We start from the raw sequence: 17,042 nt of genomic DNA, 5'->3' as shown, positions 1-17,042 counted from the left end.
CGGAGCGCTCTGACCATCTGGTCTTCGAGTCGTCTCGTTCACGGGACTCTTGATCGCACAGCGGGTGCGATCAAGAGCCCTCGTTGCGCCGTTGGTCACGCGGATCAAGTGGTCCCACACGGGCCGGGCCCAATGCCCGTCCACAGCGGTGGGACAATCCCGACGCACACGGAGGTAACGACTATGCACGATCTTGCGGGCGCGGTCTGGCGTACCAGTAGCCGCTCAAATGACCAGGGACTCTGCGTGGAAGTGGCGGACAACCTGGTCGACGTCCACGGTCTGGTCGGGGTCCGCGACTCCAAGGACCAGGCCGGTCCCACACTCGCGGTCAGCCCGCCGGGGTGGACAGCGTTCATCGGCGCGATTCGGGCCGGTCGCTTCGAGCGCTGACCGGCGCTTCGGCGCCGGTCGACGACGACCGGTGCCGAAGCGACCGCCCAATCGGACAGCGTGGCCCCCGGGGGGTGAAAATTCCGCTCCGGGGGCCCCGTCCGGCCCTCACTCCGCGTACCGTCGGGGACACGGGAGGGTGGCATGTCGACGGTGGCGATTACCGGGATCATCGAGGCGCACGCTGTCGATGTCTGGCGTCTGCTGACCGACCTGTCCGGCCGTGCGGCCCGGCTGACCGCAGCCGGCCCGATCGAGGTGCTCACCCCGGGTTCGTTCGGGCCGGGCACCTCCTGGCGCGAGGAACGGGTCCAGCCGGGCGGCGCCACGCTGACCGAGGAGTTCCTGGTGGTCGAGGCGCTCGCACCGCAGCGACTGGTGCTCTGCTCCTCCGGCACCGGCGCCGACTACCGCATCACCTGGAGCCTGCGGCCGGTCCGCCGCCGCCGTCGGGGTTGCACCGCGGTCACAGTGACCCACGAGGCGGTGCCGACCGCTCCGTACGGTCGGGTGGTGGCGCTGCTGCTCGGCGGGCTGGCCGCGCGGGCGGTCGAGGCGGCGCTCTGGCGTGATCTCGCCGACCTCGCCGTCGCGGCCGGTGCTGCCGGCTCCGTCGAAGCCGCCTGAGCGCCAGGCGGTCAGCTCTCGGGCCGTGACCTGAACGGGGTCCGGCCCTCTCCGCTGGGTAGGGTGCCGGGCGGAGGTGCGGCATGAGGTTCCCGAGAGGCCGGCGACGGCTCGCGATCGCGGTCGCGGCGCTGCTCGCGACGGCAGCCGTCGCGGTCATCGTCCACCGGGTCCTCGCACCGGCAGAGGTGAGCACTGTGGCGCGGGCCGATTATCCGGCCCCGGCCCGACCGGCCGCCGGAGTGATCGGTCGGTTGCCGGTCGCCCCGTTGATCGTCGACGGGAGACTGCGGGTGTACGCCGCACACCGCCAGGTCTACGCCGACCGACCGGTCGACGGGCGGTACCGGACCAGCCCGTACTGGTCGTACCGGCGCTGGCCGGCGGAGCTGACCGGGGTGGTCGCCAGCGGTCGTACCGTCGTCAGCCGTTGGTCCGACGGGCAGCTCGTCGCACTCGACGCCCGGACCGGCGGGGTGCTCTGGCGAGCCGACGGCCCGGAGCCTGTCGAGAGCACGGTGCCGGTACGTCGTACCTGGGCGGCGACCGTCTGGGATGCGCCCGGGCTCCAGCTCACCGACCTGCCCGACGGGCGGATCGTGCTGGTGGTGACCGGGGATGCCCAGGCGCGCGGGGTGGAGCTGAGCGGCGGTCGGGAGCTGTGGCGGGTCGAGTTGCCCGGCCAGTGCCGCAGCGATGTCGGCACCAGCGCCACCGGGCTGCTGATCGGTCTGGACACCTGCGCCGGGGCGGCCACTGTCGAGTTCCGGGACGTGGCCACGGGCGAGGTACGGGAGCGTTGGCGACCGCCGGGTGCCCCGGACGGGTTTGTGGTGACGCCACTCGGCTGTCGTACCGGCGGCTCGGACTGTCTGGGGTTGCGGACCGCCGGGCCGGGTGACGAGGGCGGCCGGGGCTGGTTGTTGACTGCCGGCTCGCCGGTCGCCGCTCCCGCGTTGGATCCGGCCGGCGTCGCGCTGGTCGGTGAGCAGTCCGTCGCCGTGCTCGACGGTGTCGTCGTGGGTCGATCGGCGGGTACGGGCACCGAGCTGTGGCGGTCCGCGGGCCTGGACGGGGCTCGGGTGCTGGCGGGGCAGCCTGGCCGGGTGCACCTGCTGACCGAGGCGAACGATCTGGTGACGCTGGATCCGGTGACCGGTAGGCAGTTGTCCCGATTCGCGCTCAACGTTGGGTCGGACGGGACCGGTTGGGCGCCCGGGGCGGTGACTGCCGAGGACGGCTTCGTCGCGATCGAGCGGCTCCGAAGGCCGGTCGACCCCACCGGCGATGACCGGCGCTACTTCTACACCGGCGAGACGGTGATCCTGGCCGCCACCTGATCGTGGTGTCTTCCGGCTCGGAACACCGAACAATTCCATTCCCTTTGTCGTGAAAGGGTACGTTTTTCACGGTTCAGGTTTCCGGTGGAAGGGGTCGGCGCATGGCCAGGACAGCAGCCAACTACCTCGTGGGCGGGGCGCTCGCCGCCACCGCGTGCCTGGCGTTGGCGGTGTCGCCGGTGCTGGCCGCCGACCCCGCCTCGGCGCAGGGGTTCGGCGTCGTCCGGGCCGAGCCGTCGGCGGACACGGGCGTCACCTTCGAGATCCTGCCGGCGTCGCCGACACCGCCTCCGACTCAGCCGCCGCCCACGTCCACACCGACGGCACCGCCCCAGCCCACACCGAGTCACGGCGGTGAGTTGCCGGTCACCGGGTCGGGCGGGTCGGCGCTGCTCCTCACCGTCCTGGGCGCAGCCCTGATCGTCGCCGGTTGGTTCGCCGCCCGCCGCAACAGGCTGAGCTGACGGGCCGGCCGTAGCCGGCCGAGCTGACGGCCGGCCGGAGACGGTGGTCGGGCTTGCTCAGGCCAGCGCGGCCTCGGCCGCAGCCAGGAACGCGTCGTTCTCGGCCGGGGTGCCGATGGTGACCCGGACCCCGTCCCCGGCGAACGGCCGCACGATCACCCCGCGCGCCTCGCACGCCTTGCCGAACGCCACGGCCCGCTCGCCCAGCGGCAGCCAGACGAAGTTGGCCTGGCTCGTCGGCACCTCGGGCACGAACTTGCGCAGCGCCTCGGTGACCCGGTCCCGATCGGCGACGACCAGGGCGCAGCGGCGCTCCATCTCCGCCACCTGGGTCAGCGCGGCGAGCGCCCCGGCCTGGGCTGCCGTGCTGCTGGAGAACGGGGTCGCCACCTTGCGGATGGCGGCGGCCACCACCGGCTGGGCAACGAGCCACCCCATCCGCAGCCCGGCGAGCCCCCACGCCTTCGACAGCGTGCGCAGCACCGCCACGTTCGGCCGGTCCAGGTAGTCGAGACCGTCCGGCACCTCCGCGTCGGTGACGAACTCCCGGTACGCCTCGTCGATGACCACCAGCACGTCGTCCGGCACCGCGTCGAGGAACCGGTCCAGTTCGGCGCGGCGCACCGCCGTACCGGTGGGGTTGTTCGGGTTGCAGACGAAGATCACCCGGGTCCGGTCGGTCACCGCCGCCGCCATCGCCGCCAGGTCATGCCCGTGCCCGGCGTCGTTGGGCACCCGGACGCTGGTCGCGCCGCTGGTCGCCACGATGATCGGGTACGCCTCGAAGGACCGCCACGAGTAGAGCACCTCGTCGCCGGGCAGGCAGGTGGCACGCACCAGGTGCTCGGCCAGCGCCACCGAACCGCAGCCGGTGGCGATCCGGTCGGCGTCCACCCCGTACCGCTGGGCCAGCGCGTCGCGCAGCGCGACCACGCCCATGTCCGGGTAGCGGTGCGAGGTGGTGATGGCCTCGGTGACCGCCTCCACGACGCCGGGCAGCGGACCGTACGGCACCTCGTTGCTGGCCAACTTGATGGCCTCCGGCAGGCCCAACTCGCGGGCCAGGTCGGCGGGGCTGCGCCCCGGCACGTAGCTGGGCAGCGCGTCCAGGTCGACGCGGGTCAGCCGCAGCGCCGGCTGGTGACGTCCGGAGTCGGTCATGGGGTGTCTCCCGGGGGCTGGTTACGGTCGTTCGAGGGGGCGGTGTCGGTGTGTTGAGGGACTTCGACGACCACCGTCTGTGCGCGCTTGTCGTGCAGCGCCTGGCGCAGGGGGTGGTCGAAGAGGGGGGAGAGGGCGTCGACCAGTTGCAGCACCAGGCCGAGCCCGGCGCAGTACCAGAGCAGTGTCGGCAGGCCCATCGTGCTCCAGCGGCTCAGCGCCCGGCGGAAGCCCAGCGGCTGGTCGGCGGCCATCGGCACCGCCCGGATCCGCATGACCCGCTTGCCGACTGTCTGCCCGCCGGAGGCCATCGTCGGCACCTCGTACGCCAGCCAGAGCGCGGTGGCGATCAGCAGGATCGCCACCAGCAGAGAATTCGCCTGCTCACTGGGGAGCGGCAGGCCGTCGGCGGAGGTGTCGCCACGCGAGGCGCGCCGGAAGACCTCCTGCCAGTACGGCGCCCACTCCTGCGCCCAGCGCCAGACGAACCAGCCGTTGACAACCACGTTCAGTGCGAGGACGAGACCGAAGTCGATCAGCCGGGCGACCAACCTACGGCCGTAGCCGGCCAACCTGAAGCCGTGCGGTCGCGGTTCCGGCGGACGTCCGGGCCAGCCGGGGTGACCGGCCGGGGGTGCCCAGCCGGGAGGGGCGCCCGGTGGTGCCCAGCCCGACGGACCGCCCTGCGGGCCCCAGCCGGGAGGGCCGGCCTGTGGTCCCCATCCCGGGCCGTGCCCCGGTTGCGGGCCGTACCCAGGAGGTGGTCCCTGCTGGGACGACCAGCCCGGCGCGCCGGTCGCCGATTCGGGGGTCGTCGACGCCGCCGGCGCGGCCGGGGTGACCGGCGCGGGCGGCGGCTCGGCCGGCGGCGGACCGTCCGGCGGAGTCGCGTCGACGGGAATGGGCGCACCGAGCCAACCCTCGCCGTCCCAGTAACGCCGGGTCTCGGTGTCGGCGGGGTCGACGTACCAACCAGGTTGCACGCTCACGCCGTCGCTCCGCTTCGCTTCGCGACGGCGCGAGGCGCCACGTTACTGAGCCTGCTGGTTCGCTCGCTGCGCTCGCTCACTGGGACACCTTAACGACGGCTGTTCCCTCGAACTCGGCACGGCGGTACTGCGGGGCGTACCCCTGGGGGTTTGGTCCGGGCGGCGGCGCGAAGCCGCCGGCGGTGGGTCGGGGCCCACCGGCCGGCGGCGTCGGGTACGACGGAGGTTGCGTCACGCTCGCAAGTGTTACAGGTTGCCGCGGGCTTCCTGCTCCCGCTCGATCGCCTGGAAGAGCGCCTTGAAGTTGCCCTTGCCGAAGCCCAGCGAGCCGTGCCGCTCGATCAGCTCGAAGAAGACAGTCGGACGGTCCTGCACCGGCTTGGTGAAGATCTGGAGCAGGTAGCCGTCCTCGTCCCGGTCGACCAGGATCTTGCGGGCCTTCAGTTCCTCGATCGGTACCCGCACCTTGCCGATCCGCTCACGCAGCTCAGGGTCGTCGTAGTACGAGTCCGGGGTGTCCAGGAACTCCAGGCCGGCAGCGCGCATCGCGTCGACGCTGGCAAGGATGTCGTTGGTGGCGACGGCGATGTGCTGCGCGCCCGGACCCTGGTAGAACTCCAGGTACTCGTCGATCTGGGACTTCTTGCGGGCGATCGCCGGCTCGTTGAGCGGGAACTTCACCTTGCGGGTGCCGTTCGCCACGACCTTGCTCATCAGCGCCGAGTAGTCGGTGGCGATGTCGTCGCCGACGAACTCCGCCATGTTGGAGAAGCCCATCACCCGCTTGTAGAACTCGACCCACTCGTCCATCCGGCCCAGCTCCACGTTGCCGACCACGTGGTCGACGGCCTGGAAGAAGCGCTTCGGCTGGATGCCGGCGTCGATCATCGGCTGCCGGTCCACGATCGGGCCCCGGGCCACGAAGCCGGGCAGGAACGGGCCGGTGTAGCGGGACCGGTCGACCAGCGTGTGCCGGGTGTCGCCGTACGCGGCGATGGCGGCCATCCGGACGGTGCCGTGCTCGTCGGTCACGTCGTGCGGCTCGACGACGCTGGCGGCGCCCTGCGCGATGGCGTGCGCGTACGCGGCGTCCACGTTCGGGACCTCCAGCGCGATGTCGCTGATCCCGTCGCTGTGCCGGGCCACGTGCTCGGCGCCCTCGGCGTCCGGGCGCACCGCGCCGGTCAGCACGAACCGGGCCGAGCCGCTGGTCAGCACGTACTGGGCGTGGTCCCGGTAGCCCTGCTCGGGGCCGCGGTACGCCACGCAGGTCATGCCGAAGGCGGTGGAGTAGTAGTGGGCGGCCTGCTTGGCGTTGCCGACCAGGAAGTGCACGTGGTCGAGGCCCCGGACCGGGAACGGGTCGTGGCTGATGTCGTGGTCGACAGCGCCGACGAGCCGGTCGACGTCGACGTCCTCGGTCGACTTGGGTCGGTCGATCGCCTGGGTCATGGTGGGCTCCCTCGCGTACCGGCCGGCCTTGTGGGCCGCCGTGGTCGGTTCTTGAGGCGAGGATCGCTGCCCCGGCATCGAGTGGGCAACTGTCGGCAGAAATGCTGGTCAGGTTGCGCATTCGGTATGGTCGTCACTTATGAATGGTGAGCAGAATGTACAGCTCGACGCGCTCGACGTGCGCTTGATCGAACTGCTCGCCGAGGAGCCGCGCATCGGGGTGCTGGAGTGCTCCCGGCGGCTCGGGGTGGCCCGGGGCACCGTGCAGGCGAGGCTGGGCAAGCTCGTCGAGCGGCAGGTCATCAAGGGCTTCGGCCCCGAGATCGCGCCGGCCGCGATCGGGTTCGGGGTGACCAGCTTCGTCACCCTGGAAATCACTCAGCGGCACGGTCACGACCCGGTCACCGCTCACCTCGCCGCCATCCCCGAGGTGCTGGAGGCGCACACCATCACCGGCTCCAGCGACCTGCTCTGCCGGATCGTGGCCCGGTCCAACACCGACCTGCAACGGGTCATCGACCAGATCGTCTCGTCCGCCGGCATCACCCGCGCCTCGACGATCATCGCGCTGGCCGAGCAGATCCCCTACCGCACCCTTCCGCTGGTGCGCAGCGCTGTTCGGCTGGACGGAAGGGCGCTGTAACACCTCCGAGCGTAGAAAGCGCGGCGACACGGCGGCGCGGGCGTACGGAAGATCCGTGATCGTGGCTACGGTGTGCGGGTGGCGAAGGGGAGCGTGCGCGGTGGGCTGCTGCTCGGCCTCGCCGTGGTCGTCGCGCTCGCCGCGACCGGCGTGTGGAACCCGTTCCCCGGCCTGTGGGACTGGGTGGACCGCAGCGAACCCATCTCCGAGCCCGACGTGGTCTGGCAGCAACGGGTCGGCGGCACTCCGCGCAGCGTGACCATCGCCGGCGACGCCGTGGTGGTCGAGCAGCGCACCCGGGTCGAGGCCCGCAGCCTGGCCACCGGGGCTCAGCTCTGGGAGCGCAAGGCGGACTGGGCGGCGGTCGCCGGTGGTGACCGGGATCCGGTCGTGGCCGTGGGCAAGCTCCTGGTCAAGGGGTACGAGCTGCTCGACCCGACGACCGGGGTTACCCGTCGGCGTGACGATGACGCGGTGGCCGTCTGGACGTACCGCAACCTGCTCCTCGACGCCAGCTGCACGGACGCCACCGACTGCACCCTGAGCGCCTGGGACCCGCGTGGCACGACGCCGCTCTGGACGGCCTTCCTGCCCGGGGTGCACAGCGGCCTGCTCGCCGACAACCCGGGTCTGCGCGGCACCCGCCGGCTCACCTCCACCCGGATCGACGACGGTGTGGCCGGGGCGGAAGCCGCGCCGCCGCTGCTGGGCTTCCCGGTCGACGGTCGGGTCCACGTGGTCGACACCGCCACCGGCCGGGTGCTGCAGAACGTCGAGCCCGGCCGGGAGGAGCGGCTCTCCGTGGTGGGCGGCCGGCTGCTGCGCATCTCCGCCCGATCCCAGGACGGCACCTGCTACTTCGCCATCTCCGCCCGGGACTCGGCGACCGGGCAGGAGGCCTGGCAGCGGGCCGGCATCAACCTGCGCACCGCCGACTCCGCCGGCTGCGTGCAACGCGAGGACCCGCAGGGTGCGCGCAACGTGCTGATCGGCGTCGCCCCGGACGGCCGCGAGACCGTCATCGACGGGTACGACGGCCGGCTGCTCTGGGTCGGTGAGCCGGGCACCAAGCTGATCGCGGTGGACGACCGTTCGGCGGTGTTCCGGGCCGCCGACAAACGCTCGGTCATCGCCCGTGAGCTGGGCACCGAGAAGGTGCTCTGGACGCGGCAGGCCAGCGGCAAGGCCGGGGCCGCGCTCACCCCGTACGCGGCGGTGGTGGCCGACGAGAAGCCGTCCCGGCTGGCGGCACTGGACCCGCGCACCGGCCGGGAGTTGGCCGTTCTGCGCACCTCGGCGAACGCCCTCGCCGTCGGATCACAGGGAATGATCATCGGCGAGGGGCGGGAGATCGGGTACGTCCGCTTCGGCGCGTCCGGAAGCTCGCCCGCCCGACCTCCCGACGACGGTGGGAATCCCGGGCCGGGCGGCCCCGGCCCCGGCGGGCCGGACGACGGCGACTGCGGGCCGAAGGGGGAACTCTGCCCCGAACCGGGTGGCGGCAAGGACGGCTGAGCGGGCCGTCCGCCTCATGATGCGGATGGCGGTGAGGCCCGGCACGCCCGGTGGATGAGAGCGGCGTCCCAGGACCCGCCCGGCGGGTGGGAGTGATCGACCGGTCTGCCCTAGGCTTGCCGCTCATGAGCAGTGCCGCCGCATTCTCGTACGCCCCTCTGCTGCCGACCGGTCCCGACCAGACGGACTATCGCCTGGTCACCGACGAGGGCGTGGACGTCGTACACGGCCCGGGAGGCCGTCGGTTCCTCACTGTGGAACCGGCAGCGCTCACCGCGCTGACCGCCGAGGCGATGCACGACATCGCGCACTTCCTGCGCCCCGCGCACCTGGCGCAGCTCCGGGCGATCATCGACGACCCGGCCGCCTCGCCGAACGACAGGTTCGTCGCGCTGGACCTGCTGCGTAACGCCAACATCGCCGCCGGCGGTGTCCTGCCCATGTGTCAGGACACCGGCACCGCCATCGTGATGGGCAAACGCGGTCGGCACGTGCTGACCGACGGTGCCGACGCGGAGGCCATCTCCCGGGGCGTCTACCAGGCGTACACCAAGCTCAATCTGCGCTACTCCCAGCTCGCCCCGCTGACCATGTGGGACGAGCGGAACACCGGCAGCAACCTGCCCGCCCAGGTGGACCTGTACGCCGAGGACCCGGACGGGCACCCCGACGCGTACAAGTTCCTGTTCATGGCCAAGGGCGGTGGCTCGGCCAACAAGTCCTACCTCTACCAGGAGACGAAGGCGCTGCTCAATCCGACGCGGATGATGCAGTTCCTGGAGGAGAAGCTGCGGCTGATCGGCACCGCGGCCTGCCCGCCGTACCACCTGGCCATCGTCATCGGCGGCACCTCCGCCGAGTACGCGCTGAAGACCGCGAAGTACGCCAGCGCCAAGTATCTCGACGCGCTGCCGACCGCCGGCTCGATGAGCGCGCACGGCTTCCGCGACCTGGAGCTGGAGGCGGAGGTGCTGGAGCTGACCCGCAACTTCGGCATCGGCGCGCAGTTCGGTGGGCGGTACTTCTGCCACGACGTACGGGTGGTCCGGTTGCCCCGGCACGGGGCGTCCTGTCCGGTGGCGATCGCCGTCTCCTGCTCGGCGGACCGCCAGGCCGTCGCCAAGATCACCCCGTCGGGTGTGTGGCTGGAGCGGCTCGAAACCGACCCGGCGCGGTTCCTGCCCGACGTCACCGACGATGCGCTCGACGCCGAGCTGGTCGTCCGGGTCGACCTGAACCGGCCGATGGACGAGATCCGCGCCGAGCTGTCGAAGTACCCGGTGAAGACGCGCCTCTCGCTCTCCGGGCCGCTCGTGGTCGCCCGGGACATCGCCCACGCCAAGATCGCCGAGCGGTTGGACGCCGGGGAGCCGATGCCGCAGTACCTGCGTGACCACGCGGTCTACTACGCCGGCCCGGCGAAGACCCCCGAGGGGTACGCGTCCGGCTCGTTCGGCCCGACCACCGCCGGCCGGATGGACGCCTACGTGGAGAAGTTCCAGGCCGCCGGCGGCTCCCAGGTGATGCTGGCCAAGGGCAACCGGTCGGGTCAGGTGACCCGCTCCTGCCGGCAGCACGGCGGCTTCTACCTCGGCTCGATCGGCGGCCCCGCAGCCCGCCTCGCCCAGGACTGCATCAAGCACGTCGAGGTCCTCGAATACGCGGAGCTGGGCATGGAGGCGGTCTGGAAGATCGAGGTGGAGGACTTCCCCGCCTTCATCGTGGTCGACGACAAGGGCAACGACTTCTTCGCCGAGGTCACCAAGCCGGTGCTCACCGTCGGCCGCCGCTGACCCGACAGGCACGCGAACGGGCGCCGGGCGAACTCGCCCGGCGCCCGTCCTGTCGTCCGTGCTCTGCCGACATCGGTACGCCCGCCCCGCTGGGGTGGGACGGGCGCACCGCCCCCGTCGGATGCCGTCACCGACAACCTGTAAGGAGTGTGCTGCGCACCGCTGTCGATCCGCTCTCACATCGCTATCGCCTGGCCGAGGCGATCCGTCACCACCGGACTACTCTGCTGGCAGTTGCATCACCGACGCGGGAGAGCAGATGCGGTTCGGGATCCTGGGGCCCCTGCGGGTGGGCGGTGGCGAGTCCACTGTCACCGCCGGACGCGACCGGATCGTGCTCGCCATGCTTCTGTTGCGGGCCGGCCGGCTCGTGCCGGTCGACGAACTGGTCGACGCGGTGTGGGAGAACCGCCCGCCGGCCACCGCGCGGGCGCAGTTGCAGACCTGCGTGTCGCGGTTGCGTCGCCGGTTCACCGAACTAGAGCTGGCACCGGACCTCATCGTCACCGACCCGGCGGGGTACGGGGTGCGTACGGCACCGACCGACCTGGACGCCGAGGTCTTCACCAGGGGTGTGGAGGCGGCGCGAGCCGCCGCCACGGCCGGTCGCCTGGTCGACGCGCGTGCCGAATTCCGCGCCGCCCTGGCGTTGTGGCGCGGGCCGGCGCTGGGTGGAATCCCGAGCCGGAGCGTCCGCCGCCGTGCCCAGGCACTCGACGAGCAGCGTCTCACCGCCCTGGAGGAGTGCGTCGACGTCGAGCTGCGCCTCGGTCAGGCAGCCGAGATCGTCGAGGAGCTGGCGGAGAGCGTCGACCGGTACCCGTTGCGGGAGCGGCTGCGCGGCCAACTGATGCTGGCACTGTCCGCGGTCGGGCGGCAGGCCGACGCGCTCGCGGTCTACCGGGAGGGCCGGCGGCTCTACGCCGACGACCTGGGCATCGAGCCGGGCACCGAGTTGCAGGAGCTGCACCAGCGGGTGCTCGCCGGTGACCTGGCCCTAGCCGGTCGGGAAGCGCGGCCGACCGCTCCGGTCCGCTCGCTGCCCCGGGCGATCGGCGACTTCACCGGCAGACAGCAGACGTTGGCCCGCCTGGTCAAGGAGGTGGAGGCCGGCGCCCGGATCCAGCTCATCGACGGCATGGCGGGCAGCGGCAAGACCACCCTCGCGGTGCATCTCGCCACCGCTCTCGCAGACGACTACCCGGACGCCCAGCTCTACATCGACCTGCACGGGCACAGCGAGCGCACTCCGTTGACGCCGGCCGCGGCGGTCGCCACGCTCCTGCGGCAGCTCGGTGTGCCCGCCGAGAGGGTGCCGACGAGCCAGGACGACCGGTTGGCGCTTTGGCGTAGCCAGCTTGCCGGTCGACGTGCCCTGCTGGTACTCGACAACGCGGCGACCGCCGATCAGGTGACGCCGCTGCTGCCTAACGGCTCGCACTGCCTGATCCTGATCACCAGCCGTCGCCGGCTGGTCGGGGTGGACGAGGGACGGCCGTCGTCGCTGCCTGTGCTCGACACCGACGAGGGGGTCGAATTGCTCGGGCGGGTCGTCGGCGCGGCCCGGGTGGCGGCGGAGCCGGAGGCGGCCACCGAGGTCGTCCGACGCTGCGGACACCTGCCGCTGGCCATCCGGCTGGCCGGTGCCCGACTGGCACACCGACCCCATTGGCGAATCGCCGACCTGGCCGAGCGGCTGACCAGCCGACCAGATCCGTTGGCCGAGTTCGACGTGGGCGAGCGGTCGGTCGGCCGCGCCTTCGCACTGTCGTACGCCCAGGTGACCCCGGTCGCGCAGCGCGCGTTCCGGTTGTTGGGCCTACACCCGGGGGTACGGTTCGACAGCTCGGTCACCGCCGTACTGGCCGAGCTGTCCCTACCCGAGGCCCAGGACCTGCTGGACGAGTTGGTCGACGCGCACCTGGTGGAGGAGGCGGAGCCGGGCCGGTACCGGTTGCACGACCTGGTCCGGGAGTACGCGCGGACGCTGGTGGCCGAGCCGGAGCGGACGGTCGAGCGACGGGGCGGCATCGAGCGTCTGCTCGATCACCACCTGCACGTCGCCACGGCGATCGCCCGCGAGAGGGAACTCTCCGCGCTCCGCTCGCTGATCGTGGTGGGGGAGCCGCTCCGCCCTGACCTGGTCATGCTCGTCGCCGAGCAGGGTCGAGCCTGGCTCGACGAGAACCTGGCCGCATGGACAGCCCTGGTCCGGTTGGCGGAGACCGAGGGGTTTCCCCGCTACTGCTGGCAGTTGGCGAGAGCCTGCTGGCACGCCCAGTTCGAGAGCGGTCGCCTGGATGAACTGATTGAGACACACAGCATCGGCCTGCGCGCCGCCGAGAAGTTGGGTGACGACAGGGCGGTGGGGATGACGCTCAACTATCTCGCCTCGGCCCATTACCGGCTGGGTGATTTCCCCACGGCGATCCGGGTGATGGAGAGGTCACTCGACATCTTCCGCCGCCTGGGTCTGCAATACGAATATCGCAACACTCTGGGCAACCTGGGCACCGCGTACGCGGCCAACTTTCAGTTCCGCCGGGCTCGCGAGTCCTACGACTCTGCTCGGGCGCTGGCGACGCGGATGCGCGACACGACGGCGCTGGCGAACGAACTCAACAACCTGACGATCACCCTGCTGTTCTGGGGACGGCACGACGAGGCGCTGCGCACCGCTCGGCGGCACCTGGGGATGGCCCGCGAGGTTGGCGACACGCGGCGACTCGGCAATGCCCTCGGGCACCTCGGGATGGTCCGACATCGGATGGGCGACGTGGTGCCTGCCGCACGGTTGTTGCGGGTGGCGCTGCGTTTCAAGCGTCAGATGGGCGCCCGGTTCGGTGAGGGTGAGGTGCTCAACGAGATCGGGATGATGGAACGGGAGGCCGGCCGTCCGGAAGGGGCCGCTGACCTGCACCGTGCAGCGCTGGTCGCGATGACCGAGGCGGGGGATCGCGTCGGCCAGTGCGGCTCGCGCAACCTGCTGGCCCGAGCCATCCTGGATCAGGGGGATGTGAGCAGCGCCCTCGACCTGCATCGTCGGGTTCTCGTCGACGCTACCGGGCTGGGTTCCCTACACGAGCAGGGTCGGGCGCTGGAGGGCATCGGCCGCTGTTTGCTGGCGACCGACCCGGCGGCGGCGCGGGCGCACCTGACCCGCGCGCTGGCGCTGTTCCGGCAGATCGAGTCGCCGGACCAGCACGAGGTGGAACGGCTGCTCACCGAGTTGGGCTGACGGATCATCTGCGAGTCGGCCACGGGCGCGGCAGGATGGGACGCGTGACGACTCCAGAGGCGACCGGTTACCGCATCGAACGCGACTCGATGGGCGAGGTGGAGGTGCCCGCCGAGGCGCTGTGGCGGGCGCAGACCCAGCGTGCGGTGCAGAACTTCCCCATCTCCGGCCGGGGCCTCGAACCGGCCCAGATCAAGGCCCTCGCCCAGATCAAGGGCGCGGCGGCCGAGGTCAACGGTGAACTGGGCGTGATCGACGCCAACGTGGCCGCCGCGATCGCCGCCGCGGCCGCGCACGTGGCCGACGGTGGTTACGACGACCAGTTCCCTGTCGACGTGTTCCAGACCGGCTCGGGAACCTCGTCGAACATGAACACCAACGAGGTGATCGCGACTCTGGCCACCCGGGAGCTGGGCTCACCGGTGCACCCGAACGACCACGTCAACGCCTCCCAGTCGAGCAACGACGTCTTCCCGTCCTCGATCCACCTGGCGGCCACCCAGTTCATCGTCGAAGACCTGCTGCCGTCGCTGGCGCACCTGGCGGACGCGCTGGAGGCCAAGGCCGCCGAGTTCGAGACGGTGGTCAAGGCCGGGCGTACCCACCTGATGGACGCCACCCCGGTCACTCTCGGCCAGGAGTTCGGTGGGTACGCCGCCCAGGTCCGCTACGGGATCGAACGGCTGGAGGGTGCGCTGCCCCGGCTGGCCGAGCTGCCGTTGGGCGGCACCGCCGTGGGGACCGGGATCAACACCCCGCTCGGCTTCGCCGCCGCCGTGATCGACAAGCTGCGTGAGTCGACCGGGTTGCCGCTGAGCGAGGCGCGCAACCACTTCGAGGCGCAGGGCGCCCGGGACGCGCTGGTGGAAACCTCGGGTCAACTGCGGACCCTGGCGGTCGGCCTCTACAAGATCGCCAATGACATCCGCTGGATGGGCTCCGGCCCCCGTGCCGGCCTGCGCGAGCTGCGCATCCCGGACCTCCAGCCCGGCTCGTCGATCATGCCGGGCAAGGTCAACCCGGTGGTCGCCGAGGCGATGCGGCAGGTCTGCGCTCAGGTGATCGGCAACGACGCGGCAGTCGGGTTCGCCGGCTCACAGGGCGACTTCGAGCTGAACGTGATGCTCCCGGTGATGGGTCGCAACCTGCTGGAGTCGATCCGCTTGCTCTCCGCGGTGAGCCGACTCTTCGCCGACCGCCTGGTGGTCGGCCTGGTCGCGGACGCCGAGGTCTGTCTGGCGTACGCCGAGGGCTCACCGTCGATCGTCACCCCACTCAACCGCTACCTGGGGTACGACGAGGCCGCGTCGATCGCCAAGGAGGCGCTGGCCAAGCAGACCTCCATCCGCGAGGTGGTCATCTCCCGGGGCCACGTCGACTCCGGCAAGCTCACCGAGACCCAGCTTGACGAGACGTTGGACCTGCTCCGGATGACCCACCCCTGACCCGTCCTGGCCTGCTCAGTACAGGTGCCGTGGCCTCGCCCAGCCGAGGAAGCGGGTGAAGAGCGCGGCGGGATCGGGGCCGTCGTGCGGGTTGAGTCGATACAGGTCGGCGGCCGCCTCGTGCAGGACCGTGCACAGGTAGATGCTCAGTCCGATCCGGTCGTGCGCGTACTCCCGGCGGAGGGTGAGTCGGGCGACCGAGCACGGCCAGGGCGCGGCGCAGACTCGGCAGAGCCAGAGCGGGCGCAGGGCCAGGTGCGGCCGGCACGGCGTCGTCGCGGGGTTGTCCGGAGCAGTCCGGCGCATGCGGTGGCCTTCCTTTCGAGCTGAATCGTTTGTGGCATCACCCCGCTGCCCGCTGCCCGGGCCGGGCTGCTCCAAGATCGCGCTCGATCCTGGATGTAGTGGCCTCCGCTCGCCAGGACCCCACTGTTTCCACGATCGAGCACGATCTTGCGTGGTGGGTCGGGTGGGCGTGGTCGAGGTCGGGGCGTGGGCGCGCCCGGCGACGGCGCGCCCGGCAGTGCGCCCGGCGACGGCGCGCCCGGCAGTGCGCCCGGGGGCAGTGCGCCTGGCGACGGCCCGCCCGGCGACGGCCCGCCCGGGGCCACCGGGCTACCGGGCTCGGCAGAGCGAGTCGCCCTCCGGGGACGTCTTGGGCGGATCCTTTGGACCTGACTCGTTTGTGGCATCACCTTCGCTTGTCCTGGCTGGTGCGCTCCGGCCGTGGCTCACTCCGGTGCGGGCTGTCGCGGAGGTGGGACCGCCCGGCACGGGGGAGCGGGCGGTCCCGTGCGGCGCCGGCAGATCCCGGGGGACGGGGAGCGGTGCCGCGCTTCACAGTGTGGTGATCAGGCGACTACGGTCGGAAGGGTTTGGCCGCGTCGTCATAGTCGCCCTGTTTCGGGTGGCACCGCCGCTGGCGGCCGGCTGGAGATGATCGTCGGCGGGGTGGAGGGCGGGCACGGCATGGCCGATGGACAGATGACGGCGGCGGCGTTCCTGATCGCGGAGCTGCGCCGGGCGCGGGCTCGGCGTGGCTGGAGTCAGGACGAGCTGGCCAAGGCGGTCAACTACTCGGCGTCGATGGTCAGCGCCGTCGAGTTGGGCCAGCAGCCGCCTACCGCCAAGTACCTGGAACTCGTCGACCGTGCCCTGGACACCGGCGGCCTCTTCGGCCGCATGTCCACCGAACTGGTCAGCCTGGACAAGGCTCAGGTCTGGCTGCGCGGCTGGCGTGCGATCCTCGCGGAGGCGCGGGAGCTGCGATGGTTCGACCCGCTACATGTCCCTGGGCTGCTGCAGACCGAAGGCTATGCCCGTGCCATCTTCGAGTCGGACCGACTGCTCGATGCCGATGAGGTCGAGCGTCGACTGACGGACCGGATGGACAGTCAGCAGGTTCTTTACGGAGATCACCCCCCGCACGTAGTCGCGGTGCTCGACGAGTCGGTGCTGAGGCGACGCGTCGGCGGCCGGAAGGTCATGTGCGAGCAGTCTCTGCACCTGGCGCGCCTGGCGACCGAGCATCCGCGGGTTCAGCTCCATGTGGTGCCCCGCTCGGCCGAGGAGTACCCCGGCCTGAACGGACCATTCATCCTTGCCACCGTGGCCGACCATAGCGATCTTGCCTACCTTGGTGGCCAAATCGGCGGCCAAGAACTCGATCGGCCTGCGGATCTGTTGCGTCTACAACGGACCTGGGAAGCTACCCTCGGGCAGGCATTGCCACCGCAGGAGTCGATCGAGTTGCTGAGGGAAGTGGCCGAGTCGTGGAGTTGACCCGAGCCCGGTGGCGTAAGAGCAGCCGGAGTGGTTCCAACGACCAGTGCGTCGAGGTGGCGACGAATCTCGGGGAGGTGGTCGGGGTGCGCGACAGTAAGGACTCGGACGGGCCCGTGCTCGTTGTCGACGCGTACTCCTGGCGACTCTTCGTGGGCGCGCCCCCGCGCTGACCCGACCGCCTCGCCCGCGGCGGCGGC

Annotated in this window: 16 protein-coding genes; 11 read left to right on the top strand and 5 right to left on the bottom strand. The window is 71.4% G+C overall.

From position 1 onward, the window contains the following. Nucleotides 1-183: 183 nt before the first annotated feature. The 4 genes from ACIBEF_RS04145 (at nucleotide 184) to ACIBEF_RS04130 (ending at nucleotide 2,824) form a co-directional block, all read left to right on the top strand. Complete coding sequence (locus ACIBEF_RS04145) at nucleotides 184-393, top strand: DUF397 domain-containing protein (protein WP_030327888.1); 210 nt, start codon at nucleotides 184-186, stop codon at nucleotides 391-393. A 144-nt stretch (nucleotides 394-537) separates the two neighbouring features. Beyond that, nucleotides 538-1,020: an SRPBCC family protein gene (locus ACIBEF_RS04140; protein WP_396791025.1), complete on the top strand. Its 483-nt coding sequence runs from the start codon at nucleotides 538-540 to the stop codon at nucleotides 1,018-1,020. An 83-nt stretch (nucleotides 1,021-1,103) separates the two neighbouring features. After that, nucleotides 1,104-2,360: a PQQ-binding-like beta-propeller repeat protein gene (locus ACIBEF_RS04135; RefSeq protein WP_396791023.1), complete on the top strand. Its 1,257-nt coding sequence runs from the start codon at nucleotides 1,104-1,106 to the stop codon at nucleotides 2,358-2,360. Nucleotides 2,361-2,461: 101 nt separating this feature from the next. Next, nucleotides 2,462-2,824, top strand: a complete 363-nt coding sequence (locus ACIBEF_RS04130; RefSeq protein WP_396791021.1) for an LPXTG cell wall anchor domain-containing protein — start codon at nucleotides 2,462-2,464, stop codon at nucleotides 2,822-2,824. 57 nt (nucleotides 2,825-2,881) lie between these two features. Here ACIBEF_RS04130 and hisC read toward each other — a convergent pair whose 3' ends face one another. The 4 genes from hisC to hppD all read right to left on the bottom strand — a co-directional run bounded on the left by hisC (nucleotide 2,882) and on the right by hppD (nucleotide 6,426). Continuing rightward, nucleotides 2,882-3,985, bottom strand: a complete 1,104-nt coding sequence (gene hisC / locus ACIBEF_RS04125) for a histidinol-phosphate transaminase (protein WP_355005917.1) — start codon at nucleotides 3,983-3,985, stop codon at nucleotides 2,882-2,884. Next, entirely contained in the window at nucleotides 3,982-4,974 is a 993-nt protein-coding gene (locus ACIBEF_RS04120; protein WP_396791018.1) for an RDD family protein, read from the bottom strand. Before ACIBEF_RS04120 ends, hisC begins: the two co-directional genes overlap by 4 nt. Before the next feature lie 76 nt (nucleotides 4,975-5,050). Then, a complete protein-coding gene (locus ACIBEF_RS04115) occupies nucleotides 5,051-5,209 on the bottom strand; it encodes a hypothetical protein (RefSeq protein ID WP_396791016.1) in 159 nt (52 codons plus the stop codon). Nucleotides 5,210-5,220: 11 nt separating this feature from the next. Then, the gene (gene hppD / locus ACIBEF_RS04110) at nucleotides 5,221-6,426 is read right to left on the bottom strand and encodes a 4-hydroxyphenylpyruvate dioxygenase (protein WP_357193834.1); all 1,206 of its coding nucleotides are present in this window, start codon (nucleotides 6,424-6,426) and stop codon (nucleotides 5,221-5,223) included. A gap of 139 nt (nucleotides 6,427-6,565) precedes the next feature. Here hppD and ACIBEF_RS04105 point away from each other — a divergent pair, with 139 nt between their 5' ends. The 5 genes from ACIBEF_RS04105 to ACIBEF_RS04085 all read left to right on the top strand — a co-directional run bounded on the left by ACIBEF_RS04105 (nucleotide 6,566) and on the right by ACIBEF_RS04085 (nucleotide 15,060). After that, the gene (locus tag ACIBEF_RS04105; RefSeq protein WP_396791014.1) at nucleotides 6,566-7,069 is read left to right on the top strand and encodes an Lrp/AsnC family transcriptional regulator; all 504 of its coding nucleotides are present in this window, start codon (nucleotides 6,566-6,568) and stop codon (nucleotides 7,067-7,069) included. Nucleotides 7,070-7,147: 78 nt separating this feature from the next. Further along, complete coding sequence (locus ACIBEF_RS04100) at nucleotides 7,148-8,584, top strand: PQQ-binding-like beta-propeller repeat protein (RefSeq protein WP_396791012.1); 1,437 nt, start codon at nucleotides 7,148-7,150, stop codon at nucleotides 8,582-8,584. A gap of 125 nt (nucleotides 8,585-8,709) precedes the next feature. Next, complete coding sequence (locus ACIBEF_RS04095; RefSeq protein WP_396791010.1) at nucleotides 8,710-10,377, top strand: fumarate hydratase; 1,668 nt, start codon at nucleotides 8,710-8,712, stop codon at nucleotides 10,375-10,377. A gap of 259 nt (nucleotides 10,378-10,636) precedes the next feature. Further along, nucleotides 10,637-13,615 (top strand): BTAD domain-containing putative transcriptional regulator, encoded by a 2,979-nt coding sequence (locus ACIBEF_RS04090; protein ID WP_396791008.1) that lies wholly within the window; start codon nucleotides 10,637-10,639, stop codon nucleotides 13,613-13,615. Between the two features lie 44 nt (nucleotides 13,616-13,659). Next, nucleotides 13,660-15,060 carry a class II fumarate hydratase gene (locus tag ACIBEF_RS04085; protein WP_396791006.1) on the top strand — a complete coding sequence of 467 codons (1,401 nt, stop codon included), beginning with the start codon at nucleotides 13,660-13,662 and terminating at the stop codon, nucleotides 15,058-15,060. Between the two features lie 15 nt (nucleotides 15,061-15,075). On the opposite strand, the gene ACIBEF_RS04080 is transcribed toward ACIBEF_RS04085, so the two are convergent. Continuing rightward, entirely contained in the window at nucleotides 15,076-15,366 is a 291-nt protein-coding gene (locus ACIBEF_RS04080) for a hypothetical protein (protein WP_396791004.1), read from the bottom strand. 663 nt (nucleotides 15,367-16,029) lie between these two features. Between ACIBEF_RS04080 and ACIBEF_RS04075 the strand changes: the two genes are divergently transcribed. Together ACIBEF_RS04075 and ACIBEF_RS04070 are read left to right on the top strand one after the other, a co-directional pair. Then, a complete protein-coding gene (locus tag ACIBEF_RS04075) occupies nucleotides 16,030-16,842 on the top strand; it encodes a Scr1 family TA system antitoxin-like transcriptional regulator (RefSeq protein ID WP_396791002.1) in 813 nt (270 codons plus the stop codon). Continuing rightward, nucleotides 16,833-17,015, top strand: coding sequence for a DUF397 domain-containing protein (locus ACIBEF_RS04070; RefSeq protein ID WP_210780859.1), 183 nt, complete (start codon nucleotides 16,833-16,835; stop codon nucleotides 17,013-17,015). Before ACIBEF_RS04075 ends, ACIBEF_RS04070 begins: the two co-directional genes overlap by 10 nt. The last annotated feature ends 27 nt before the right edge of the window (nucleotides 17,016-17,042 follow it).

This window comes from Micromonospora sp. NPDC050795 (assembly GCF_044456785.1).
Taxonomy (GTDB): Bacteria; Actinomycetota; Actinomycetes; order Mycobacteriales; family Micromonosporaceae; genus Micromonospora.
Note: the sequence above shows the minus strand (reverse complement) of the source record. Positions and strands in the feature narration are given on the sequence as shown.